Here is a 24,495-nt window from a genome sequence, read left to right as displayed (position 1 = left end):
CAACACGGAGACATCATGCAGAGCACATCCCCGAATCCCGCCCCGCCGGCCGCGCTGGCGCAACCCCTTGAATCCGAGCACAACCCGCACACCGGCGCGCTCGTCATCGTCACCATCCTGTTCTTCATGTGGGGCCTGCTCACGTCGCTCAACGACGTGCTGATCCCGCACCTGAAGTCGATCTATTCCCTGACTTACCTGCAGGCGATGCTGGTGCAGTTCTGCTTCTTCGGCGCCTACTTCATCGTGTCGCTGCCGGCCGGGGCATTGATCCGCAAGATCGGCTACCAGAACGGCGCCGTCGCCGGCCTGACGATCGCGGCCGCCGGCTGCGCGCTGTTCTACCCGGCCTCGAAAGGCGGCTACGGCCTGTTCCTGTTCGCCCTGTTCGTGCTGGCAAGCGGCATCACCATCCTGCAGGTGGCGGCCAATCCTTTTGTTACCGTGCTCGGGCCGGCGCGCACTGCCTCCAGCCGGCTCACGCTCACCCAGGCCTTCAATTCGCTCGGCACTACGGTGGCCCCGGCCCTGGGCGGCATCCTGATCCTGTCGGCGGTGGCGCTGAGCGCCGACCAGCTGGCGGCGCTGCCGGCCGCCGAACAGGCAGCCTACAAGGCGCAAGAGGCGGCGGCCGTGCAGGGCCCCTACCTGGGCCTGGCGGCGGCGCTGGCGATCCTGGCGGTGCTGTTCGCGGTGGCAAGGCTGCCCAAGATCGACCATGCCGACGACGGCACGCCGGCGGTCGACGGCAAGGGCGGCGCGATGGCCTACCGCCACCTGGTGCTGGGCGCGGTGGCGATCTTCCTGTACGTGGGCGCGGAAGTGAGCATCGGCAGCTTCCTGATCAACTTCCTGGGCGAGGGCAACATCGCGGGCCTGAGCCATGCGGATGCGGCGCAGTACGTCAGCCTGTACTGGGGCGGCGCCCTGGTGGGCCGTTTCATCGGTTTTGCGGTGATGCGCTACGTTAGCCCTGGTAAAACCCTGGCCTTCAATGCGCTCGGTTCGATCGTGCTGGTGCTGGCGGCCACGTTCGGCGAAGGGCAGCTGGCGATGTGGGCGATCATCGGCGTGGGCCTGTTCAACTCGATCATGTTCCCGACCATCTTCAGCATGGCGCTGCACGGCCTCGGTAAATTCACCGGCCAGGGCTCGGGCATCCTGTGCATGGCGATCGTCGGCGGCGCGGTGGTGCCCTTCGTGCAGGGCATGTTCGCCGACACCATCGGCCTGCAGCCGTCGTTCATGGTGCCGGCGGTGTGCTACCTGTTCATCCTGTACTTCGGGGTGAAGTATGCGAACCTGCACAAGGAGAAGGCGGCGGCCTGAACTGCCGCCTCCTCCTACGCATGCCCGCGTGCGGCGCGGGCATTTTTTTCGTCCTCGCGCAGGGCGTTCATCAGCGCGATGAAGCGCCTGGCCGCCAGGCCGAGCGGCCGCTCCGTGGTCCAGATGATGTCGACGAAAAAGCGCAGCACGTTGGTGAAGTTCACCGTGCGCAGCTCGACCAGTTCACCCCGTTGCACCGACTCGTGCACGAAGCCCGAAGGCAGCCATGCCCAGCCCAGGCCAGCCTTCACCAGGGCCAGCGCGGCAGCCGGGTGGTCCACCCGCCATTGCAGGCGCGAGACTTCGATGCGCTTGTCGACCTGTTCGGTATCGCGTCCGGCGACGACGACCTGCCGCTCGGAGTGCAGATCCTCGTTGCGGATGCCGCCCTGCTCCATGCGCTCGACCATGGGATGGCCGGGCGCGGCCACCGCAACCAGCCTTTCGTCGGCCACTTCGTCGAACGCTTCGTGTCCTTCGGACCCGTAGCGCTCGTATACCAGCGCGAGGTCGGCGCGCCCGCTCTTGAGCATGGCGAGCGCATCGGCTTGCGGTGCGGTGAGCACTTCCACTTTCAGGAGCGGGAAGTCGTGCGCCAGCAAGCGCAGCGCTTCGCTCCACGGCACCGCTGCCATCAGTTCGGGAACCAGCGCGATCGTCAACCCGGCCTCCACCCCCTGGGTAAGGGACACCGCGTGGTTGTTCAGGCGTTGCAGCTGCTCGACCAACACCCGGGCCTGCGGCACCAGGACGGCGGCATGCGCCGTGGGACGTGGTTCGCGCCCGCTGCGGTCGAACAGCTGCAGGCCCAGTTCCGCCTCCAGGTTGGCGATCGCCATGCTGACGGCCGACGGCACGCGCCGCAAGGAACGCGCCGCCGCGGAGAACGAGCCGTGGTCGACGGCTGCCAGGAATACTTTCAGATTATCGAGATCGAATGCCATCTTTCAATCATACTGATAGCTCCTGACTTTTTCCATCTTCACTACAGATATATGCTTATGGGTTGGATTCTTGTTTGAGAAAACAACCCGGTCTGAGCAGTCGGCCTTCATACCGTGCCGCTGCACTGAATTGCACCAGTCGTACCAGGCCGCGTAAAGCGCTTGGTTTATTTACCACTTTCATTGATCGATCATGGTTCTATCAGAATACTTGCCAGTCCTGCTCTTCATCCTCGTCGGTATCGGCGTCGGCGTCATGCCGCAAGTGCTGGGCCGCGTGCTCGCTCCGCACCGTCCGGACGCCCAGAAGCTGTCGCCCTACGAGTGCGGTTTCGAAGCCTTCGGCGACGCGCGGATGAAATTCGATATCCGTTACTACCTGGTCGCGATCCTGTTCATCGTGTTCGACCTGGAAGTCGTGTTCCTCGTGCCCTGGGCGGTCGCCCTGAAGGAACTGGACAGCACGGGCTTCTGGGCCGTCATGATCTTCCTGGTGCTGCTGACCGTGGGCTTCATCTACGAATGGAAAAAGGGAGCAATGGAGTGGGACTGAAGGTCGGCGCGGCATGAACGCCCTGCTCGCCGCCAATGGCGTGCTGGGGCTGTGCCTCGCGTACCTTGCCTGGCGCGAGTTCAGGCAACGCAACCGGCGCAACGCCAGGATCCTCGGTGTGGCATCCTGCGTTGCGCTGACCCTCAGTACCGGGGTCTGGCTGCACGTACTGGCCCACGGCTGGTAAATGTCTTATCCGGCCCCCGCCGCGGCGCGGGGGCTTGAGACGCGCCCGCTCTTTACTTCGGCGCGGCGCAATAACGCTCGACGTAGGCCTGGTGCGGGGGCAGCCCCGCCACGGTCCGGTCGACCTGGCCCTTGATTCCTCCCAGGAAGTGCGACAACTCCTCGTCGCCCATCAGGTCGGCCGTCTGGTGGTGCCGCAGCGGCATGATGCCCTGCCCCAGCATCACCTGGATCCACGAATTCTCCGCGAACAGCTCGTTCGGGATGCGGAACACGCGGCCGGTCTCGCGGAACAGGTCGATGCGGTGCTGCAGCGACTTCGGCACCGCCATGTTGCGCGCATCCATCCAGTACGGCGCGTCGATGCGGTTGTTGACCTTGTAGTGCAGGATGATGAAGTCGCGGATATGCTCCACTTCCATCGCCGCCTGCCTGTTGAATTCGTCGATGTCGGTCTGCGCGATCCCATTCGTCGGGAACATCTGCATCAGGCGGATGATGCTGCGCTGGATGAGGTGGATACTGGTCGATTCGATCGGCTCCAGGAAACCGCTCGACAGCCCCACTGCCACCACGTTGCCCTTCCAGACCTGCTTGCGCTGGCCCGGCGTGAATTTGATGACGCGCGGCTTCATCAAGGCCTCTCCCTCGACATTGCCGAGCAACGCCTGTATCGCCTCGTCCTCGGCCACGTAGCGGCTCGAGAACACGATGCCGTTGCCGACCCGGTGCTGCAGCGGGATACGCCACTGCCAGCCGAAAGGGTGGGCGATCGAGCGCGTGAGCGGAATCGCGTCACCCACCGATGCGGTCTGCAGCGCGGCGGCGCTGTCGTTGAACAGCCACTCGGACCAGTCCTCGTATTCGACACCCAGCGCCTGCCCGATCAAGAGGCCGCGGAAACCGGTGCAGTCGATGAACAGATCTCCCTCGATGTCCACCCCTGAATCGAGCGTGATCGAGCGGATGTGGCCCGTCAGCGCGCTGGCGGTGACGTCGACGATCTTGCCTTCGACGCGCTCTACGCCAAAGCGCTCGCTGAACCGGCGCAGGTAGCGCGCGTAGGCGCTCGCGTCCAGGTGGTATGCGTAGTTCATGCCGAAGTTCCTGCCATTCTGCGGCAGGTGGGCGAACTTGTTTTCCTGCGCCGCGCGCAGCTCCAGGCAGTAGTCGCCGTAGTCTCCCGCCAGGCCGCGCTCGCGGCCCTTGTGCCAGAAATGCTGGAAGCCGGCGGTCCAGTGGTCGGTGCCGGTCAGGCCGAACGAGTGGATGTAGTCCTCGTTCACGTTGCGCCAGTTCTCGAAGCTGATGCCGAGTTTGAACGTGGCCTTGGTCTCGGCCATGAACTCCTGCTCGTTGATCTCGAGGAGGTGATGAAAATTCAGCAGCGTCGGGATGGTCGCTTCGCCCACGCCCACGGTGCCGATCTCGTCGGACTCGACCAGCTTGATGTCGAGGCGCTTGCCCAGCACCTTCGCGATGCAGGCCGCCGCCATCCAGCCGGCGGTGCCGCCGCCGGCGATGACGACCCGGCGTACCGGCTTGCCCAGGCCGTTCGGCCCTTTCATTCCATTGTCCACTTCGTCTCCTCTCAGCGGTTCATTCTTTTCAATAGTTGGGCGCGGATGGCGCGCACGGCGTCGCCGTCGAGCGGACCGAGGACGCGGCGCGCGGCCGACGGGATGTGGGCGGAGGTCTCGTCGCCGGCCTCGAACACGTAGTGGCGGAACAGTTCGGCCCAGGCCTTGCGCTGCGCCGGCGGCAGGTCGCGCACCGACATCAGGGCGTGCATCAGCGCATTCATCGGCGTGTCCATGTAGCCTGGGGACTGGCGCCACCAGTAATTGACCAGCACATTGAAATCTTCCAGCGCCTCGATGTGGTGCCACCACATGCTGGGAATGAACAGCGCGTCGCCTGGCCCCATCTCGACGAACTGCGCATGTTCCATCGCCGTGGCAAAGCGCGGGAAGCGCCCCAGGTCGGGCTTTAAAAAGTCGACCAGGCTGATGGACTGGCCGGCCGGCGTGAAGTCGAGCGGGCCGATGTACAGGTTCCCGACCTGCCCCGGTGGGAACAAGGTAAAACGGCGGCGCCCGGCGACGACGCAGGCAAGATTGTCCGGCAGATCGTAGTGCGCGGCGATGCGCGTGCGGTTGCCGATCCAGATCGAACCGAGCGCGTCGCGTCCGCCGAGGTCGATCAGGTTCTCGTCGTGAAAGCCCGGCAGGCAGGTGTCGATCGTGGTCGAACCGACGTAGATCGCCGGTTGGTGTTCGGCGCCGCGGTAGCGCTCCAGTTCGGCCAGCACTTTGTCGAGGCGCACGCGCACCGGCGCGAAATTAAAACCGCTGAGGTCTTCATTGTAAAAAAACCGGCCCTCGATCTCGGGCGCGCCGAGCATCGCGTTGACGGTGGCATCGCGGTAGAAGCGGCGCAGGTAGGCGTCGGCCGCAGCCGCCGATGCGCGCGCGGCCTGCACCATCGGCCACTGCGACACCAACCCGCGCAGCACCACCGGTTCGGTGGATGCGAGAATGCCGGGGCCGAGGTCGCGCGGCGTCAGGCCGGTGACCTCGCGGATCGGCTTGGGTGCAGCCAGTTCAGGCGCGGGCAGCATGGCGCAGGTTCTTGCGGTCGATCAGCGCGCGGAAGTTCGACAGCGAGGCGAGCTGGAAGTAGATCGCGGCCAGGTAGCCGGCCTTGTTCAGGCTGTCGAGCGCGGCGGCATCGAGCGCAGCCAGGCGGTCCTCGTTGATGGTGTAGAAGCCGGCGAGGCGGTTCTGCGAGCCGTCGTCGAGCGTCACGTCGAGCGAGAAGCCCTCGATCAGTTCGTGTTTCACCAGGGCCTCGATGAAGCCTGCGTTGGACTGCATGCCTTCATGGATGGTGAGCAGGATCGAGTTGATCTGCTCGAGGTAGGGCGTCATGCCGCCGTGCGGCAGGAAGACCGGCTCGCCCTCGGTGGTGCCGATGCGCGGGCTGTCGAGGTCGATGTGGATCATCAGCTCGTCGCCATGGCGCCCGATCAGGAAAGGCAGGCGCTCGACCAGCAGCGGGATGGCGGGCGCGTCCCAGCCGTTCTCGCCCAGGAACAGGTTCTCGTCGCTCTCGAAGCCGAACAGGGCAACCGGTTCGAACGGATGGTTGTCGCTTTCCTTGCGGAAAACGATCGGATAATGGGCCTGCAGCATCCGGAATTCGCCCGGGAAGGTCTGCACGTAGGCGATGTTGTCGCCCAGGCCGGGGCCGTGGCGGGTGATCACGCGCAGGTCCTTGTGATCGATGTTATTCAGCAGTACGGGGTTGGCCATGAGCGTCGTCTCTTGATGATTGTTGTGGTTGTGGTGGTAATGGTTGGCTGTTGCGCTCGTCGTTCAGGTCCCGGGCAGTCCGTGGCGCAGGATATGGGCGATCAGCGCGCGGTTGTCGGGCAGTGCCGGCAGCATCCTGCGTGTGAGCTCGGCCGCCTGGCGCAGGAAGCCATCCGCCATGGCGCCGTCGCCTTCTCCGGGGCGCTCGCGCCGCGCCAGCCCGGGTTCGGGCTTGAAGCCCATCCCGTACAGGATGTACTGGTAGCTGGCGGCCGGGAATACTTCCTGGATGCGGTTGAAGTCGTAGCGCGACGGTGGACGGTGCGTCCACAGCGCCAGCATGTCCTGCAAGCGCTGCGGAATCGTCTCCGTACGGCGGTTGTCGCGCCAGTAGCCGGCGGGGTCCGCCTCGCCGTCGCGGCGGCTCAGGACATAGTGCAGCTTGAGGAAGTCGATCACCCGCTCCCAGCGATAGGTGAACGTGTCGTTGAAGCGGCGTGCGCAGATGTCCATTTGGGCGCGCGTGACCGGCATCTCGTCGGCCAGCATCGCGGCCGACAGTTCCACCAGGGCCAGCGCGGAGGCTTCGAGCGGCTCGATGAAGCCGGCCGACAAACCGATGGCGACGCAGTTGCGGTGCCAGAAGCGCGCACGGTAGCCCGGCTCGAAGCTGAGCTTGCGCGGCGGCGGGATGTCGTCCGGACCGCCGCTGGCGCGGATGTAGGCGCGCAGTGCGGCCTCGGCCTGCTCGTCGTCCGTGTGGGCACTGGAATACACGTGGCCGATGCCGCGCCGCGTCGGCAGGCCGATGTCCCAGATCCAGCCGGCGCGTTGCGCGGTGGAGGTGGTCTGCGAGGCGACCGGATCGTCTTCGCGCGCGTACGGGACCTGCACGGCCAGGGCGCTGTCGTTGAACAGGACGCCGCGCTGCGGGATGAACGGGACGCCGTAGTGCTTCCCGAGCAGTAGCGACTGCATGCCGGTGCAGTCGACGAACAGGTCGCCCGCCAGTTCGCCGTGCGCCCTGGTGTGGAGAGCGGCGATGTCGCCACTCCTTTCGCCGCTGTCGTGCGGGCGGATGCCGAGCACGTGGTCCGGCACGTAGTGCACGCCGAGGCGTTCCAGGCAGTGCTTCTTGAGGAAGAGACCGAACTTGCCGGCATCCAGGTGGTAGCCGTAGTTGGCCACGGCTGCGAACTCGGGGGTCCCGGCCTGCTTCGGGGCGCGTCCGTGCACGCACAGGTGCGGCTGGTAGCTCGCCAGGTCGGCGAAAGGTACTGCGCTGTGGCGCGCGAGCCAGCGCCCGGCGATGTCGGCCTCGCCCCAGCCTTGCGGCAGCACGAAGGGGTGAAAGTAGTAATCGTGGCCGCCGCCGGTGACCCAGCGGTTGAAGCGCGAGCCCTGCTTGAAGGCGGCGTCGCACTCGCGAAAAAAAGCGGTCTCGGACACGCCGGCCGCGCGCAGGGTGTCGCGCATGGTCGGCCAGGTGCCTTCGCCGACGCCGATCGTGGGCACGTCGGGCGATTCGACCAACGTGACGCGCAGGCCGCCGCGCTTCTCCGGCTGGAGGCTGGAAGCGAGGACGGCGGCCGTCAGCCAGCCGGCCGAGCCCCCGCCGACGATCACGACATGCCTGATGGTGGTGCTCACCATATTTGTTTCCAAAAAGAACAGATGCGAGGCAAGTCTACCCCGAAAAAGCCGCGGCGGGGCCGCGGACTTTTTGCTTTGTCAGGGTTTCGCTATCCGCTCGCGCGGATCTCCGGATCAGTACTTGTAGCGCGCGGCCAGCATGTAACGCGGCCCCGACTGCTCCACGAACAGCAGGTTGCGCTCGGTGCGGCCGTGGATGCGCTTGATCTCGTCCGTCAGGTTGATGGCTTCGAACTGGATGCTGAGGTTGCGGTTGATGTTGTAGCCGATGCTCAGGTCCAGCTGGCCGTACGGCTCGACATAGTTCGGGTTCGGGCCCGAGCCGTCGAAGGTCGACGACAGGAACTTGTCGCGCCAGTTGTAGGCCGCGCGCACGTTCCACTTGTCGTTCTCGAAGATGCCGACCAGGTTGGCCGAGTCGCTCAGGCCCACCAGCGCGAACTGCTCGCCGATGCTGCTGTTGTCGTACTTCAGGCCCGAGTTCACGTAGGTGTAGTTGGCCGAGACGCCGAAGCCGCTGTTGCCGAACATGTGCTGGACGTTGAATTCCAGGCCGCGCAGGCGTGCCGCCTTCTGGTTCGAGTACGTGGTGATCCTGAAGTTCGCGATCGGGTCGTTGCCCTGGCCCGTGATGGTACCGGTGGCGTTGCCGCTCGGGTCATCCGGGCCGCGCACCACGCCCGGCTGGCCGTTGAAGTTGCGGAAGATGTAGTTGCGGATGCAGGTGGTGTCCGCGCTGGCGCAGCCATTGGCCAGCGCCGCGTTCCAGTAGGCGCCGCCGATCGGGGTGCGCAGGCCGAACGGCTGGGCGACCGTCTGCGACTGGCCGGCATAGTTGTCGAGGCTCTTGCGGAAGTGGCCGAGCGAGATGAAGCTCGACTTGCCGTAGTACCACTCGTAGGCCAGGTCGATGTTCTTCGACTTGACCGGCAGCAGGCCCGGGTTGCCCTGGCGTCCGGTGCCGCCTTCGACACGCGCCAGCGTATCGAGCACCTGGCCGCCGGTGAGCTGGTCATAACGCGCGCGGCCGATGGTTTCGCCGTAGCTGAAACGGGCCTTCATGTCGGAACGCAGGTCGATGTCGGCGTCGAAGCTCGGCAGGACGTGCTTGTACTTGCCGCTCAAGGTGGTGAAGGCCGGCGCGCCGAAGGCCACCGGGAGCTCGTTCTGCGACACCCACGAGATCGACGTCGCGGTCGGCACCAGCGCGGTCGAGGTGACGTCGGTCTTCTCGTAGCGCACACCCACCGATGTGTGGATCGGAAGCGCCGTATCCCAGTCGGTGTTGAACTGCAGGTACAGGCTCTTCGATTTCTCGCGGGTGCGCTGGTCGGTGTCGTAGGTGGTCTTCGGCAGGTACAGGTCCGGAAGACCCGATGCCTCGGCGGCCCGCTGGCGTAGCTGGTTGAAATCGAAGGTATAGAAGGTGTTGAACAGGTTCGGGTTGCTGCTGCCGTCGATGTTGTCGAAGTACTGGCGCAGGCTTTCGGCTCGGAACAGGCTGGCCGGATAATCGGCCGGCGAGGTCGCACCGCCCCAGGTGTCGCGCTGCTGCACCGAGAACGCCGAACGGTTGCTGACGTCGGTATGGGCCAGGCCGAACTTCAGTTCCGACGCTTCCAGCATCTTCCAGCTGCCATGCGTCTGCACCTGCTTGACTTCGCTCTTGACGTAGCCGTTCTCGAACACCGAGCCGGTGACCTGCTGCGGCGCACGGGCGAAGTCGGCGCCCTGGATGCTCAGTACCGGGAAGTCCTTCGAGAAGTCGACGCTGGTGGTGCCGCGGCTGAAGCTGGCGGTGCCCAGGGTATTGGCCGAGCCGTAGGGGCTGTCCGGCAGCGATTCGGCGGTGGACTTGTGGACGTCGAGTTCGAGGCGGACGTCGCTGTTGACGCGCCATGCGGCGTTGAAGCCGAGCGACTTGTTCTCGGTCTTGGTGGCGTAGTCGGCGCCGCCCATCGCGATGTCGCTGGTGGCCGGGTTGATGATCTCGGTGTAGACCAGCGGGCCGGCGATCGGGCCGTCGGTCCAGCTGCTCGACGACGGGCCGAAGTTGAACCAGGCCGAGACGTCGTTGCGGCGCGTCTGGATCTTGTTTTCCGAGTAGGTGTAATCCAGGGTGGTGGTGATGGCCTTGGTCGGCGCGAACTGGAACACGAGCTGGCCATTGGTGCGCTGGCGCTGGATGCCGCTCATGTTGTAGTTCAGGTTCTGCGGCACCTGGTACAGGTCGCTCGGGTCCGGACGGTTGGTGATGTTCTCGGAACCCGGCGTGCCCGGTTGCGGGATGGTGCCCCAGTTGTTTTCGTCGCCGCGGAACGGACCCTTCCAGCCGTTCGACACGGCGGCCTGGTTGTAGCCCAGGTTGCGTTCCTGGTAGCTGGCCGACAGGCCGATACCGAAACGGCCATCGGCCGAGGTATTGCTGTAGATGCCCGAGAATTCCGGCGTGACCCGGTCGCCGCGCTGGACGTCGGCCGGCAGGTTCTCGGCCGACTTGTCGTACACGCCCTTGATGCCGAAGCTGGCCTGCTGGCCCGGACGCGACAGCGGACGCGCGGTCAGCACGTTGACGGTGGCGCCGATGCCGCCGGTCGGGGTTTCGGCGCGCGCCGACTTGTATACCTGCAGCTGGGAGATCGCTTCCGAAGCGATGTTGGCGAAATCATAGGCGCGGCCCGGGCGGTCGCCCAGGCTCGAGGTCGGCATCTGGCGGCCGTTGAGCAGCACCAGGTTGAAGTCGGGGCCGACGCCGCGCACCGTGATCTTCGAGCCTTCGCCGATGGTGCGGTCGATCGAGACGCCGCTGATGCGCTGGAGCGATTCGGCCAGGTTGGTATCCGGGAATTTACCGATGTCTTCGGCGACGATGCCGTCGACAAAACCCTGCGCGTTGCGCTTGAGGTTCATCGACGATTCGAGGCTGGCGCGCAGGCCGGTGACGACGACGGTCTGGACTGCCGGCGAGGAAGGGGTCGTTGCTTCTTGGGCGGTCGTTGCCTGGTCGGTGGTGGCGGCCGCGCCCGGGGTCGAAGCAACTTCCTGGGCGTAGCTTGGTGCGAATGCGGCGCATGCACTGGCAACTGCCAGGCTCATCAATGTCTGTTTAGCCTTGGGGTAATACATGGTGCTCTCCTGTTTTTTTAAATATGACCGTCACCCATCCAACGGTGTCTCCACTGCCAGTCGCCGGCCCTGATTCGGCCGCCTGCTGCCGGCCATCATGCTGTTCGAGCTCTCGTGCGCTGTCACTCCCTAATCCTGGGCACCTCCCCGCCGCGCCGGCTGGTCCCGGGCAGGCGCATCTGGCTGGCTATCCGGCCGATCAAGCCAGCCGTGTACGCCCGCCATGCGCCGCCACCAAGCGGCACAGCGAGGACATGCGGCCGGGGCCGATGTCCTCGCTGTCGGGGTGCGGGCAAAGCTTGTGCGCTGCGCTCTTTCATCTGTCATCGCTCAGGCATGCATCCAGGATGCAGTCGTTGTTCAGGCAATCTGTCCGGAGCGTGGAAACGTTTCCACGTCAGTTGTCTGAATATTAGAGTTAGCAAAAAAAATTGTCAACGGAATATTCCATGCAGATATGGGACGGGATGCGGCTGATTTGCAACATCGGCATTGCACACGAGTGGACATGCCGGCTTGTACCTGCATGTCCCGCGAAACTGTCGTCATTGACATCCAAAAATTGCCGGTGCTATAGTCGCCTTGACATGTTGGTAACGTTTCCATGTGGGCAGTCCGGCCCGCAGGACGATGACAACCCGAGGAGGTCCATGAAACCGATCCGCCGCTTGGCCACATTGCTGGTGCTGGCCGCCAGCGCCGGGTGCGCCGCCCCGCCGGCCACCGTCGCCCCTTCCGCTGCCAAGATGTCCGGTGCTCCCGGCAGCTGGGTCCTGGCATGGAGCGACGAATTCGACGGCAAGGAGCTCGACCGCAGCAAGTGGGTCGCCGAAACCGGCGGCCATGGCTGGGGTAACAAGGAATTGCAGCACTATACGGACCGACCGGACAATGTGCGGGTGGCCGACGGGCACCTGGTCATCGAGGCGCGCAAGGAACGCTTCGGCGACAACGCGTACACGTCGGCGCGGATCAAGACGGCCGGGCTGATGGAGCAGATGCATGGCCGCTTCGAAGCGCGCATCAAGGTGCCGAAGGGACAGGGCATCTGGCCGGCATTCTGGATGCTCGGCGCGAACATCCAGCAGGTGGGCTGGCCGCGCAGCGGCGAGATCGACATCATGGAAAACATCGGCAAGGAGCCGTCCATCGTGCACGGCACGCTGCATGGGCCGGGTTACTCCGGTGCCCATGCGTTCGGACGTCCGTCACCGCTGGAACACGGCATCTATGCGGACGACTTCCACGTGTTCGCGGTCGAGTGGGAGCGCGGCGAAATCCGCTGGTACCGCGACGGCATCCTGTACCACACGGCGCGGCCCGACCTGGTCAAGGGCGACTGGGTATTCGAGCATCCTTTCTTCATGCTGCTGAACCTGGCCGTCGGCGGCGAATGGCCCGGCTATCCGGACAGCACGACCGTCTTGCCGCAACGGATGCTGGTCGATTACGTGCGGGTCTACCGCAGGGCGGAAGCGACGCCGTAAGCACGCTTGCGACCGTGTCCATGTGGACTGCCTTGGCGGAGCCTGCATTGCTGCCCGGTGCCTGCACTGCCGGCGCTGCCTGCACACGGCACACCCGCGCGTTGCATTGCGCTGCGCCATGTCGCCGTTTCTACGCCCCAGCCCGCGAAATACGCAGTCCATCGCAATCAACGCAGCAACCGCCTGCGCGCAGCCTATAGTGCTTTCATCGCTACCTTACCGGAGAACAAAGCATGAAAAAACTGTTGCGTGCAGCCGCCGTTAGCGCCACGCTCGCCCTGGTTGCCAGCCCAGCGCTCGCCGACGACGTGGTCCGCGAAAAACGCAGCGTCGATGCCAAGGTGACGAAGGTGAAACTGGGCGGCGTCGTCGACCTGGTTCTGCGCCAGGGGAACACGCCCTCCCTCGTCGTGTCGGGCGACCGGCGCCATGTCCAGCGCATCACCACTTCCCAGCGTGGCGACACGCTGGAAATCGGTACCGAATCCTTCACTACCCGCCAAGGCGACGTGCACGAAAAGCTGCGTGCCGAACTGACCGTGCCGAACCTTGCCAAGTTCGCGTCGCAAGGCGTCGGCGCCTCGACCGTCAGCGGCTTCTCGGGCGATACGGTGCGCCTGGCACTCGATGGCGCCGGCTCGGTGACGGTGAACAGCAACTTCCGTCACATCGATGCCCGCCTGGGCGGCGTGGGGGGACTGTCCCTCAATGGCGTGCGCGCCGAGCGTGTCGACCTCAGCCTGCGCGGTGCCGGCCGCATCAGCGTCAGCGGCGAGAGCAAGTTGCTGCGCGCCAAGCTCGCGGGCGTCGGCAGCCTCGAAGCGCGCGACCTGCGCGCCGACACGGTCGACCTCGACATGAGCGGCCTCGGTGGCGCAACCGTGCACGCCACCCGCGCCGCCGACGTCGACCTCAACGGCATGGGTTCGGCCACGGTCTACGGTAATCCGTCGAGCCGCAATGTCAGCGCCAACGGCATGGGACGGGTTGCCTGGAAATAAGGCAAGCGCTGGTACGTGCCCCCACAGGGGCGTCACGCCCTACCCTACTGGCGGAGTTTTTCCTTGGCCACCATGGCGTTCCGTACTTCCCTGACACCCGGGATGCCGCGCGCGATCTGTGCGGCCCGCGCGGCGCTCTCGGGTGATTCGACAAAGCCGCTGAGCTGTACCGTCCCCTTGTAGGTCTCGACCTGTACATCATGCGCCTTGACTTCGGGATCGGTGGCGAAAGCTGCCTTGATCCGGGTGGTAATCGCGGCGTCGTCGATGTATTCGCCGGTTCCCCGTTGCGTGCCGCTCGGCGCGCAGGCACTGAGCACTGCCAGCACCACGCCGAGGAGGATGAGGTGGATGCGGTAGGAAAGATTCATGACAGGCTCCCAAGAGAAGGCAGACCACCTCATTCTCTCGGGCGTCATCTAGCGGCGTTTGATGCTGAACAAACGCGCAAACGGACCTTTTTTCAGAGTGGTTTGTTCAGCGCCAGAACCGGCACGGCCGTATCCGCCGCGGGGGCCGGCGGTGTCAGCGCAAAACCGCGGCGTGCGATGTCGCGCCCGAGCACCACGCGCAGGTCCGCAGGCGCACAGTCGGCCACTTCCTGCAACTGGGCACCACCGAACCGCTCGGCCAGCCGTTCGGCCGCCATGCGGTGGGCTGGCTCGTACTCGATACGGGTGCGCCGCACGCCAAATCCTGGTTGATTCGACAGACGGGCCAGTTTCAGTTCCGTCGTGCCGAGCTGGCGTGCGAGCGTGCGCGCCATGCCCGGGACGCCATTGCCGTTGCGGATTTCGAGCAAGGCCATGACCGGCACCGCCTGGCCCGCAGGGGGCGCGACTGGCGCTGGCGCTGGTGCTGGCGCCGGCGCCGGAGCCGGCGCACGCCGCAGCTCCAGCATGCCATCGGGGCCGGAGTGCAGTTGCACCTGGCTCCAGCCCGGTTCGTCGCGGACGGGTGTGTTGACGGCCCGGTCGATCGCGGCGACCTTGGTCTGGCTACCCGCGGTGGCATAATCCGCACGGAAGTCATGGGCCCGCAGGGCACTGGCCTGGGACAGCATCTGCTGCGCGCGCTCCTCGTGCCCGAGTTTGCGCAGCGTCTCGCCCAGCAGTTGCCAGGAACGGTGGTTCAGTGGATCGAGCAGGCAGGCCTTCTCGAGCGAGACGAGCGCATTGTCGTAGTCCTCGCTGAGGAAATAGGCGTGCCCGAGGTTGCTGAACAGGTAAGCATTGGCCGGGCCCGACGACAGGGTCAGCGATTCCGTCAGCGCGCGCCACAAGGCGATCGCGGTCGCGAATTCGCGCTGTTCGGCATGCAAGGTGGCCAGCCCGTTGCGGGCGTTCACGTGCTGCGGCGCTACCTTCAGCGCGGTTTCATAGGCGGCACGCGCGTCGTCGTAGCGGCGCGCGAGATGGTGGTTACGGCCGGCCAGGTAGGCATCGTCCGCAGTTGTCATTGCGGCACTCGAGAGCGTGCGTCCGCCGATCGGCGCGCAGGCGAGCAGGCCGGCGCCGGCGCACAGTAGCGACAGTCGAGTGAGCAGGGTAAAGGTTCGCATGACGGACTCCATGGTGTTCAATTTGCGAGGGTCAGTGTGCCCAAGGTTCGCGAGAGCTGTATCCCGGCCGGCCCGAGCAGCACCATCAGCAGCGTCGGGAAAATGCAGAAGATCAGTGGGAACAGCAGTTTCAGGCCGATCTTGGCCGCGCACTCCTCGGCGATCACACGGCGCTTGTGGCGCAGGTTCTCGGAGTACACGCGCAGCGAGTCGCCCACGCTGGTGCCGAAGCGTTCCGACTGGATCAGCATCGCGACCAGCGTGTCCACATCCTCGACACCTGAACGCAGCGCAAAATTGCGCAGCGCTTTCTCCTTGCTGAAACCGGCCCGCATTTCCATCAGCACGATTTGCAGCTCCTGTGCCAGCACCGCGCTCTTGATATGGATTTCGGCAGCAACCTTCACCAGGGCCCGCTCCAGGCTCAAGCCGGCTTCGACGCAAACCGTCATCAGGTCGAGCGCGTCGGGGATGGTCTCGAAGATCTCGCGGCGGCGGCGCGCCACGATCCGCTCCAGCACGATGTTCGGCAGGTAGTAACCGAGCGCTGCCGCTACCAGCAGCAGCGCCAGCAGGCGATCGCCCTTCAGCGCGCTGCCGTAGATGAGGATGAACGGCGCCGCCAGCGCCGGCAGCAGCAGGGCCAGGCCGGTCTTCGACGCGAAGTACAGCGTCGGCGCTGCCGGATTGCGCCAGCCGGCGTTCATGAAGCGCGTGCGCAGGGTCGACTTTTCCCACCCCTCTTCGGGGATGGAGAGCTTGGTCAGCGGTTTGGCGGCGCTGGCGACTCGCTCCACCCAGCCACCGCCGGCATCCAACTGGGTCGACGTCGTGCTGCCGAGGAAGTGGCGCAGGCGCTCGCGCAGGGCCAGCGGCGCGAACAGCACCAGGCCGAGCCAGGCGATGCCGCACACGACACAGAGGACGACAAGCAGGAAAATCAGCTGGGAGGACGTCATGGTCACCTCGGTACGGATTCAAACACGGATACGAACAATTTTGCGAATCCAGATGGCCCCGAACAGGATCATGCCCAGTCCGTACCAGAGCATGCGCACGCCCAGCGGATCGGTCCAGAGCATGCTGACGTACTCCGGGTTCACCACCAGCATCATGGCCGTGACGCCTAACGGTAGCAGGCCGAGGATCCAGGCCGACATGCGTCCTTCCGCCGACAGGACGCGCACATGCGCCACCAGCTTCAAGCGGGCGCGGATGATCTGGCTGATGTTCCCGAGGATTTCAGCCAGGTTGCCGCCCGACTCGCGCTGGATCAGCACGGCGATGATCAGGTAGCGCAGATCGGTCAGCGGGATCCGCGCGGCCATGCCGTGCAAGGCTTCGTTCATCGGAACGCCGTAGTTGATCTCTTCGCGAACTATCCGGAACTCGCCGCTGAGCGGTTCCGGCAACTCGTTCCCGACGATTTGCAGCACGTTGCTGAACGAGTGGCCGGCGCGCAGGGCACGCGCGATGAAGTCGGCGGCATCGGGCAACTGCTGCTCGATACGGATAAGGCGCCGCGCGCGCGCGCGGCGCAACAGGATGCAGGGCACGCCGAGTCCGAGCATGGCGAGGAACACGCGCACCGGTGCAGGCAGCGGCCACGCGAGCGTCAACAGAGCCATCATGGCCATGCAGCCGAGCGACCAGGCCAGGAACTGGTCGACCGGAATACGGGCCCCGGCCTGTACCAGCAGGGAATCGATCCGGTGCGCCAGCGACAGCTTGTGCAGCATCCGGTCCACTACCTCGTTGCGGCTGTAGCGGCGTTGTTTCAGGATCGAGATCCGTTCGCCGCTGCGTCCTGGCATGCCGGACATGGTCTGCAGCCGCCTGGCGACGCGGCGTGCCGCCGCGCCGTGCGTTCCCATCCACCACAGATAAACGCCCTCGATCGCGAGGATCACGGCTGCAAACAGGAACACTACGAAAGCATAGAACACCGCATCCATGCGTACTCCTTAGTCGAAGGTCCGGTCGGGATCGAAGGTGTCTTCCGGCACAGGCACGCCGAACATTTTCAGGCGGTCGGCAAAGCGTGGCCGCACCCCCGTGGCGCTGAAGCGGCCCTTCACCTTGCCGTCGGCGTCGACGCCGATCTGCTCGAAACGGAAGATCTCCTGCATCGAGATGATGTCGCCCTCCATGCCGGTAATCTCTTGCAGGCTGACCACCTTGCGTGTGCCGTCAGTCAGGCGTGAAGCCTGTACCACCACCGTCACCGCCGACACGATCTGCTGGCGGATCGCGCGCGCGGTCAGGTTGACGCCGGCCATGCTGACCATGTTCTCCAGGCGCGACAGCGCATCGCGCGGGGTGTTCGAGTGGATCGTCGCGAGCGACCCTTCATGGCCGGTGTTCATCGCCTGCAGCATGTCGAGCGCCTCGGCGCCGCGCACCTCACCCAGGATGATCCGGTCGGGGCGCATCCGCAGTGCGTTGCGCACCAGGGCGCGCTGGGTCACCTCGCCCTTGCCTTCGATGTTCGGCGGGCGGGTCTCGAGACGCACCACGTGCGGCTGGCGCAGTTGCAGCTCGGCCGCGTCTTCGATCGTCACGATGCGCTCGCTCGCAGGGATGAAGCCGGATATGAGGTTGAGCAGCGTGGTCTTGCCGCTGCCGGTGCCGCCCGAAATCAGGATGTTCACCTTGGCCGCGCCCAGGCCTTCCAGCACCCGGATCATTGGCGGCGTCAGGCTCTTGTAGTCGAGCAGGTTCTGCACCGTCAGCGGGGTGGCACCGAAGCGCCGGATCGACAGCAGCGGCCCGTCGACCGCCAGCGGCGGGATGATCGCGTTGACGCGCGAGCCGTCCGGCAGGCGCGCGTCGACCATCGGGCTGGACTCGTCCACGCGCCGGCCCACGCGCGAGACGATCTTCTCGATGATCTTCATCAGGTGGGCATTGTCGTGGAACGTGATGTCGGTCAGTTCCAGTCGCCCGCGCCGTTCGACGTACACCTTGCTGGCGGTGTTGACCAGGATGTCGGAGACGGTCGGATCGTTCAGCAGCGGCTCGAGCGGACCGAAGCCGAGCATCTCGTGCTGGATGTCGAGCACCAGATTATGGCGTTCGTGCTGGTTCAGGACGATGCGCTCTTCTTCGATGATGCGCTGGATCAGCAGCGCCAGCTCGTGCTTGAACTGCTCGGCGGTGAGGCGCTTCAGGCGCTCGAGGTCGATGCGGTCCAGGATCATCTGGTGCATCAGCTTCTTGAGCTCCTGGTAGGCCTGGTTGCCGTTGTCCGGCAGGACCGCCCCCGCCAGGGCCGCGCCGGACTGGCGCTCCTGGCTGGAGCTCGCGAGGCGTTCGCGTAGGGACATGGGATACTCCTTTTCGTCCTTGGTTGCGTTCAGTCGTCGGGATCGCCACGTCCGAACAGGCGATCGAACAGGCCCTTGCTTTCCTGGACGCGGCGGGTGGTCACCAGGTCGACCATGTCGGCCAGGCTGCGCGCGGCCGCGCTCGAGCGCGACAGCTGCAGCACCGGCACGCCCTGGTTGACCGAATCGGTGACCGCGACGTAATCGTTGGGGAAGGTATGCACCACTTCGCAGCCGAGCGCACCGTGCACGTCTTGCAGACGAAGCTTGCCGCCCTTTTCGTAGCGGTTGACGATCAGGCGGATGTTATCCAGCACGTAGCCGAGCGAACGGAAGATGTCGAGCAGCCGGCGCGCGTCGCGGATGTCGGGCAGCGCCAGCTGCAGCACCGGGTAGATGGTGTCGGTCACGTCGAGCGCACGCAGCGACACGGCGTCGATCTGGCGCCCGACGTCGAGCAACACGTAGTCGTAATGCTGGCGTGCCACGCGCAGGATGGTGTCGATGTGTTCCGGCCTGGCTTCCTTGGCATGAGCGGGGTCGTCCGCTGCGGCCAGCACCCCGAAGCCTGGCGTGACGTGCACCACGCAGCTTTCCAGGAACGGGCCGTCGACGCGCGTGATCTGCGCGCAGACGTCGGACAGGGTCATGCTCGGCTTCTGGTCGGATACGTACAGCGCAGCGTCGCCGAACTGGCCGTGCAGGTCGATCAGCAGTACCTTCTTGGCGGCCAGGGTGGCCAGCGCGTAACCGAAATTGGTCGATATGAAGGTGGCCCCGCTGCCGCCCTTGCAGGAGATAAAGGCAAGGATCTTCCCGTCGCGCAGCGCCGAGACGCCGGCGGCGGCCGAAATCCGGTCCATCGATTCATGGAAGGCGCGGTGTACCAGCGGCAGCTGCAGCACCTCGCGCACGCCGGCACGCATGGCGCGAATCAGCAGATCGGGCTGGTGCTGGTCGGTCAGCAGCATCAGGTGCGCCTCGGGATACTGGCGGCCGAGGCGTTCGAGCAGCGCGGCTTCGGAAGGTTCGGTATCGGTGGCGTCGACAATGACCAGCTGGGGCGGATCGGCCTCGGGCCGGTCGAGCGCCTCCCGCAGGCCCGCGCGGACGGCCCCGAGGTTCAGCGGCGGCATGCGCGCAGCGCCCTGGGAGGCAATTTCTGCGTAGAGCTGGCTGTCGCGACTGATGAGTAGCGCTTTCATGGTGGGCCTCGTTGCTGGCGCATCTGGTCAGGTTGGATGGCAGGCGGTCATCGCGCGCTGCCGGTGTTGATGATGAGCGCAGGCGGTGCGCTTTCCTTCTGCGTGAAGCTCTTCTGATAGCGGTCGTGGGCGCCCTTGGCCGCACCGCCGTCGATGCCGGTGGCAGGGTGCCTGTTGGCCGCTGCCGCCGGGTCCAGCACCTGGGCCGCCAGGTTGGCGCGGGTGGCGCTGCCGAACTGCCGGTCCCACCGCGGCGTGGTTTGCGCGCAGCCCTGCAGGCAGGCGCCGGCAAGCACCAGCACGGTCAATCGGATCGTCATGGTCACGATAGCCTCCTATTTGAGTTCGAAGCCGCCGGCGGTCTGCGCCGCGGGAGGCGCCACCTGCGGGGTGGACGCGGCGGCGGTGGTCGTAGCCGGCGCGGGGCCCTCGAGCCGTCCACCGAGCAGCACTCCCCCACGCGTCGGGATGCCCACCTTGTCGGTCGGCAGTTCGTATCCGGCGCCAGGGATCGGCTTGACCAGGCGCGCGGTGATCACGAACACCAGTTCGGTGCGATCCTGCTGGTAGTCGGTGCTGCGGAACAGTGCGCCCAGCACCGGCACTTCTCCCAGCATCGGCAAGCCATCCAGGTTGGCCACCAGGTTGTTCCGCACCAGCCCGCCGATGGCGAAGCTCTGGCCGTCGTACAGCTGGACGGTAGTGCTGGCGCGGCGGGTGGTCACCAGCGGCAGGATCGCGTTGCCGGTGAGGCCGGTGGCGGAGATGCCGATCCCTTCGCGCGACAGCTCCGACACCTCGGGTGCGACCTTCAGGTTGATGCGGCCACCCGCCAGCACGGTCGGTGTGAAGCGCAGGCCGACGCCGAACTCCTTTTCCTCGAGCGTGATCTTGTTATTGTCCTGGGCTACCGGGATGTAGAACTTGCCGCCGGCCAAGAAAGTGCCTTCCTGGCCGCTGATGGCCAGCACGTTCGGCTCCGCCAGCACGCGCACCAGGCTGTCCTGCTTGTTGGCGTCGGCCACCAGCCGGCCGCCCCTGGTCTGGAGCGTCTCTTCGCCTCCCAGCACCCGGCCGCTCAGGAAATTCGATACCAAGGTAGTTGTCCAGCTACCGGAACCAAAACTGAAGCGCGTCTTGGCTTCGAGCCGCTCGAGCAGCGTTTTCGACACCTCGGCAATCTTCACTTCGAGCTGTACCTGCTGCGGCGCGCTGACGCTGAGAAGGTTGACCACGCGTGTCGCGGCAGAAGACGAGCCGGCGCCACCGTTGCCGTTGCCCACCGCGATCACGCCGTCGGTGTCGTTGTCCTTGGCCACGGCCCCCATCTGGCGCAGCGGGCGCCGCACGTAGGCGCTGGCCAGCTCCACCGCGCGGGCAATCGCCGAGGCGTCGCTGACGGTGCCCGTCAACACCAGCGAATCGGCGGCGGCAAGCACGCGGATGTCCTTCTCTTCGGGCATGGCAGCGGCGAGGGTCGCCTGCAGCGCGGCCGGATCCATCGCGACGACGATGTCGATCACGCTGCACAAGCCGCTTTTCCCCTGCACGATCATGTTGGTGCTGCCCACGTCGAGGCCGGCGATGTACAGCGTGTCCGGCGCCACCAGCATGGCTTGCACGACTTCGGGATTGCCGACGCTGCGGTGCGCGACCCGCTCGGGCAAGCGCAGCATGGTCGACTTGCCCATGTTGAGCGTCAGTGTGGCGGGGCGCGCGGCTTCGCCGCTGCAGCCGCCGGTCGGCTGGGCACGTCCCTCCGGCGTTTTCACAGGTGCAGGGGCGGCTGCCGATGTCCTGGCGGGGGCCGGCGCCATGGCCGCCGTTTTGGCAGGTGGGGGGGCCGCATTGGCGGGCGCTGCGGCGGCCAGCGCCAGGCCGGTTGCGAGCCGTGCGAAGTTGAGGCGTCTGTTCATGGCATCCATCCCGGATCGGTAAAGGTCAGAAGCATTCCTGGGAAGCGTGCAGGCCGTTGATGACCTTGACGCAGTCGCGTCGCTGCACCGGTGCGGAGGCTGGCTTCGGCGCCGGCGCCCGCGGTGCGCGCACTGTCATCGCTACCGGCTTGACCGGCGGGGTCGCTGCCGGCAGCAGGTTCTGCTTGGTGGCGCCGAGGGTTTGCGCCGCTGCCGGGTCGACCTGGTTGCGCAGCGCCAGCGACAGCGTGCCGACGCTGCGCGCCAGGTCGAGCAACTCGGCCTGCTCGGGCGTCACTTCGAGCGTGACGGCGTTCACGACCTTCGGCTTGGTCTCGTCGCGGTTGACTTCCTGCGCTACTGCCAGCACCAGAATCCGTTCGAGTACGATCTTCGAGATGCTTCGTTGGCGGGGCACCTCGGCCTGCGGCTGCGGATCGGTCTCGGTGCTGACGATAATGTCCACGTAGTTGCCGGGCAGTGCAAAGCCGGCCACCCCGATCACGTCGTTCACGCGCACTGTAATGGCACGCTTGCCTTCGGTGATCAGGGCCGACAGCCCGCCCAGGGTGCCGACCGGCGCGAGCTTCGCTTCGCTCAAGGGCTCGCCAAGCAGAATGCTGGTCTTGAGCACCCTGCCGCCGAGCTTCTTCGGATCGTCGAACGCGCCTTTCGGCACGCTGTGAGCCGGCCATTCGACCAGCTTGAACATCTCGGGCGTCAGGCGCTGGCCCATGTTGATGTCGGCCGCAGCCACCACGATGCGGCTGGCGCTCGCCGCCGGTTGCGTCAGGAGCCAGCGCGAGGCCAGCACCACGGCGGCAAGGCCGAACAGGATCGCGAGCGCCATCACGATCACGGCACGCTTGTTTTTCATTGGGCATCTCCCAGGTTGCTCCGTTCCTTCTCCGCGCAGGAAACGAACAGGCTGCTCCAGGCCTGGGTCACGCTGTCCACATCGAAACGTGGAGCGCGACCGGCAAAGCCTGCAAAATCGGCAATCCGCCCCAGCAACTCATGCGGCAAGGCAGCAAGCAACGGACGCCGGGTGCGGCGGTGCAGTTCATTGATCAGGTAATCGATCGCGCGCTCGTCAGCGTCGATGCCGCGCAGCAGGCACTGGTGGCGCAGCAGAGCGCGGTAGCCCGGCTCGGACAGGGGACCGACCGGAATCTGGTAACCGATGCGGCGCAGGCAGGAGTCATCCAGGACCGACTCGGGGACCAGGCTGGTGGCCAGCACCAGCGACACGTCGAACGGCAACGCATGGGTCGCGCCACCGGGCATCGCGACGTGATCGGTGCCGCGCTCGAGCGCACCGAGCAGCCGGTACAACACGTCGCCGGCCGGCATGCGCTGGCGGCCGATATCGTCGAGCACCAGCAGGCCGTTGTTGGCCAGCAGGTGCGGCGGCGCGCGCAGCACGCCGCTGGCGCAGTCGCTATGCAGTTCAAGCATCTCGCGCCCCAGCTCGGCGCCGGTATGCACCAGCGGGCGCTGGCACAGCGCCCAGCGCGTGTCGCAACTGCGCCGGTCTTCCAGCGCGCGCGATTGCAACGGCGCCGGGTGCAGGACCGGATCATAGATTTGCACGATCTCGTGCTTGACCAGCACCGCGTGCGGCACGGCCACCGGTTCCTGGTGCAGCCGCGCCAACTTGCGCGCGAGCGTCGTCTTGCCACTGCCGGACGGGCCGTACAACATCAGGGGGCGATTCGAATGCAGCGCGGCGCCGAGCAGTTCGCGCACTGCGGGATCGATGCTGTCATCGGCCAGCGCAGCATGCAGCTCGGCGGGCGTAATGCGGACGCCATCGTGCCGGCGTAGCGACTGCTGTTCCACCAGGGCGCGGTACGCGTCGAGCGTCACCGGGGCTGCGCCCACGTAGCGCGATTCGGCCAGGTATTCGGCAGCGGCGCGCTGGCCGAAGGCGGTCAGTTGGTAATGCACGTCGATGTCGGACTCGCCGCACCATGCCACTTCGGCGTGCTGCTCGGCGACCAGCCCCTGCAGCACCTCGCGCACCACGCCGATCGACAGGTGCAGCCGCCCGGTGAGGAACGACAGTGCAGTTTTTCCGCTCGCATGCATGGCCTTGACCACCAGGGCGGTGACGAACCTCGGTTCGAGGCCGGTGTCGCGCAGGGTGCGCGGCTGCCGCGGCAGAATCGGCACGCGTTCGGCCTCGAGCGCGTCACTGGAGCTGGCTGCCAGGTGCCCGCTGAAGGCAGCTGGCTTGGACGCTATAAACGCTTCCATGGGGAAACCTCCTGCTGGGTACGGATATTTCTTACATTTGTTAAATTGATTCTAGCCATCGTCCTTTTCTGTCGCTTGATGTCCGCCAAGGAAGATGACTCAATGTAAAAGTCAAGCGTAACGGCCTATCAAAAGATAAATAGTGCCGGCGGCAATCGCCAGGCCGTAGGGGATCGAGCCGACGCTTTCCCGTGCCGTCGAAGGCGCTGCGGGAAGCCGCAGCAGCATTGGCCGTACGAGTCCCCACAGGTTCGCCAGCGCGAGTCGAAGCCGGCCGCGGTAGATGACGACGGCAAGGGCCATGATTCCGCCTGCGCACCAGGCCAGGACGGCGATCTCCAGGACGTCCGTCGGACTGGTGAAGGCGCCCACTGTCGCCATCATCTTGACGTCCCCGGCAGCCATGCCGCGGAGCAGGTAGAAAGGCATGAAGATCAGCAGGCCGGTCACAACGCCGCCGAGACCGGCCAGCAAGGCCTGGCGAGGGTCGGCCGACAATGCGTGCAGCACCAGCGCGCCGGCAAGTCCGCCCAGCAGCAGGCGGTTGGGAATGCGGCGGCTGGACAAGTCGTTGATCGCGGCAGCCGCCACCAGCAGCAGCAGCAGCGTGTCGAGGTAGGGTGCGACAACCATGA

Annotated in this window: 22 protein-coding genes; 5 read left to right on the top strand and 17 right to left on the bottom strand. The window is 65.8% G+C overall.

What is annotated here, in order from left to right; translation table 11 throughout:
• The first annotated feature begins 15 nt into the window (after positions 1–15).
• A complete protein-coding gene (locus tag ACFFJK_RS03675) occupies positions 16–1,329 on the top strand; it encodes a sugar MFS transporter (RefSeq protein WP_379677757.1) in 1,314 nt (437 codons plus the stop codon).
• Positions 1,330–1,343: 14 nt separating this feature from the next.
• Here ACFFJK_RS03675 and ACFFJK_RS03670 read toward each other — a convergent pair whose 3' ends face one another.
• Complete coding sequence (locus tag ACFFJK_RS03670) at positions 1,344–2,273, bottom strand: LysR family transcriptional regulator (protein WP_379677756.1); 930 nt, start codon at positions 2,271–2,273, stop codon at positions 1,344–1,346.
• 193 nt (positions 2,274–2,466) lie between these two features.
• Here ACFFJK_RS03670 and ACFFJK_RS03665 point away from each other — a divergent pair, with 193 nt between their 5' ends.
• Entirely contained in the window at positions 2,467–2,826 is a 360-nt protein-coding gene (locus ACFFJK_RS03665; protein WP_379677755.1) for an NADH-quinone oxidoreductase subunit A, read from the top strand.
• Between the two features lie 13 nt (positions 2,827–2,839).
• Positions 2,840–3,013: a hypothetical protein gene (locus tag ACFFJK_RS03660; RefSeq protein ID WP_379677754.1), complete on the top strand. Its 174-nt coding sequence runs from the start codon at positions 2,840–2,842 to the stop codon at positions 3,011–3,013.
• A 52-nt stretch (positions 3,014–3,065) separates the two neighbouring features.
• On the opposite strand, the gene ACFFJK_RS03655 is transcribed toward ACFFJK_RS03660, so the two are convergent.
• The 5 genes from ACFFJK_RS03655 to ACFFJK_RS03635 all read right to left on the bottom strand — a co-directional run bounded on the left by ACFFJK_RS03655 (position 3,066) and on the right by ACFFJK_RS03635 (position 11,105).
• Positions 3,066–4,580: a tryptophan halogenase family protein gene (locus ACFFJK_RS03655; RefSeq protein ID WP_379677753.1), complete on the bottom strand. Its 1,515-nt coding sequence runs from the start codon at positions 4,578–4,580 to the stop codon at positions 3,066–3,068.
• Positions 4,581–4,603: 23 nt separating this feature from the next.
• On the bottom strand, positions 4,604–5,632 hold the full coding sequence (locus ACFFJK_RS03650; RefSeq protein ID WP_379677752.1) for a cupin-like domain-containing protein: 1,029 nt from the start codon (positions 5,630–5,632) through the stop codon (positions 4,604–4,606).
• On the bottom strand, positions 5,616–6,326 hold the full coding sequence (locus tag ACFFJK_RS03645; protein WP_379677751.1) for a SapC family protein: 711 nt from the start codon (positions 6,324–6,326) through the stop codon (positions 5,616–5,618). The genes ACFFJK_RS03650 and ACFFJK_RS03645 overlap by 17 nt, the downstream gene beginning before the upstream one ends.
• Before the next feature lie 63 nt (positions 6,327–6,389).
• A complete protein-coding gene (locus ACFFJK_RS03640) occupies positions 6,390–7,979 on the bottom strand; it encodes a tryptophan halogenase family protein (RefSeq protein WP_379677750.1) in 1,590 nt (529 codons plus the stop codon).
• 114 nt (positions 7,980–8,093) lie between these two features.
• Complete coding sequence (locus tag ACFFJK_RS03635; protein WP_379677749.1) at positions 8,094–11,105, bottom strand: TonB-dependent receptor; 3,012 nt, start codon at positions 11,103–11,105, stop codon at positions 8,094–8,096.
• 650 nt (positions 11,106–11,755) lie between these two features.
• On the opposite strand from ACFFJK_RS03635, the gene ACFFJK_RS03630 reads away from it, so the two are divergent.
• Together ACFFJK_RS03630 and ACFFJK_RS03625 are read left to right on the top strand one after the other, a co-directional pair.
• Positions 11,756–12,592, top strand: coding sequence for a glycoside hydrolase family 16 protein (locus ACFFJK_RS03630; RefSeq protein ID WP_379677747.1), 837 nt, complete (start codon positions 11,756–11,758; stop codon positions 12,590–12,592).
• A 233-nt stretch (positions 12,593–12,825) separates the two neighbouring features.
• Positions 12,826–13,593 carry a GIN domain-containing protein gene (locus tag ACFFJK_RS03625; RefSeq protein WP_379677746.1) on the top strand — a complete coding sequence of 256 codons (768 nt, stop codon included), beginning with the start codon at positions 12,826–12,828 and terminating at the stop codon, positions 13,591–13,593.
• A gap of 44 nt (positions 13,594–13,637) precedes the next feature.
• Here the strand turns inward: ACFFJK_RS03625 and ACFFJK_RS03620 are convergent, their stop codons facing one another.
• From ACFFJK_RS03620 to ACFFJK_RS03570, 11 genes are all read right to left on the bottom strand, one after another.
• Positions 13,638–13,964, bottom strand: a complete 327-nt coding sequence (locus ACFFJK_RS03620) for a BON domain-containing protein (protein ID WP_379677745.1) — start codon at positions 13,962–13,964, stop codon at positions 13,638–13,640.
• Between the two features lie 92 nt (positions 13,965–14,056).
• A complete protein-coding gene (locus tag ACFFJK_RS03615; RefSeq protein WP_379677744.1) occupies positions 14,057–15,154 on the bottom strand; it encodes a tetratricopeptide repeat protein in 1,098 nt (365 codons plus the stop codon).
• Between the two features lie 17 nt (positions 15,155–15,171).
• On the bottom strand, positions 15,172–16,113 hold the full coding sequence (locus ACFFJK_RS03610; RefSeq protein WP_379677743.1) for a type II secretion system F family protein: 942 nt from the start codon (positions 16,111–16,113) through the stop codon (positions 15,172–15,174).
• Between the two features lie 18 nt (positions 16,114–16,131).
• The gene (locus ACFFJK_RS03605; RefSeq protein WP_379677742.1) at positions 16,132–17,109 is read right to left on the bottom strand and encodes a type II secretion system F family protein; all 978 of its coding nucleotides are present in this window, start codon (positions 17,107–17,109) and stop codon (positions 16,132–16,134) included.
• A 9-nt stretch (positions 17,110–17,118) separates the two neighbouring features.
• A complete protein-coding gene (locus ACFFJK_RS03600; RefSeq protein ID WP_379677741.1) occupies positions 17,119–18,480 on the bottom strand; it encodes a TadA family conjugal transfer-associated ATPase in 1,362 nt (453 codons plus the stop codon).
• A gap of 29 nt (positions 18,481–18,509) precedes the next feature.
• Positions 18,510–19,685, bottom strand: coding sequence for a CpaE/TadZ family protein (locus ACFFJK_RS03595; RefSeq protein ID WP_379677740.1), 1,176 nt, complete (start codon positions 19,683–19,685; stop codon positions 18,510–18,512).
• Between the two features lie 47 nt (positions 19,686–19,732).
• On the bottom strand, positions 19,733–20,005 hold the full coding sequence (locus ACFFJK_RS03590) for a hypothetical protein (protein WP_379677739.1): 273 nt from the start codon (positions 20,003–20,005) through the stop codon (positions 19,733–19,735).
• 15 nt (positions 20,006–20,020) lie between these two features.
• Entirely contained in the window at positions 20,021–21,601 is a 1,581-nt protein-coding gene (locus tag ACFFJK_RS03585) for a type II and III secretion system protein family protein (RefSeq protein WP_379677738.1), read from the bottom strand.
• A gap of 25 nt (positions 21,602–21,626) precedes the next feature.
• On the bottom strand, positions 21,627–22,478 hold the full coding sequence (gene cpaB / locus ACFFJK_RS03580; RefSeq protein ID WP_379677737.1) for a Flp pilus assembly protein CpaB: 852 nt from the start codon (positions 22,476–22,478) through the stop codon (positions 21,627–21,629).
• Positions 22,475–23,860, bottom strand: a complete 1,386-nt coding sequence (locus tag ACFFJK_RS03575) for a DUF8689 domain-containing protein (RefSeq protein ID WP_379677736.1) — start codon at positions 23,858–23,860, stop codon at positions 22,475–22,477. Before ACFFJK_RS03575 ends, cpaB begins: the two co-directional genes overlap by 4 nt.
• Before the next feature lie 111 nt (positions 23,861–23,971).
• Positions 23,972–24,493 carry an A24 family peptidase gene (locus ACFFJK_RS03570; protein WP_379677735.1) on the bottom strand — a complete coding sequence of 174 codons (522 nt, stop codon included), beginning with the start codon at positions 24,491–24,493 and terminating at the stop codon, positions 23,972–23,974.
• Positions 24,494–24,495 lie beyond the last annotated feature (2 nt).

Source organism: Massilia consociata (assembly GCF_042432755.1).
In the GTDB taxonomy this organism is placed as follows: domain Bacteria; phylum Pseudomonadota; class Gammaproteobacteria; order Burkholderiales; family Burkholderiaceae_D; genus Telluria; species Telluria consociata.
Note: the sequence above shows the minus strand (reverse complement) of the source record. Positions and strands in the feature narration are given on the sequence as shown.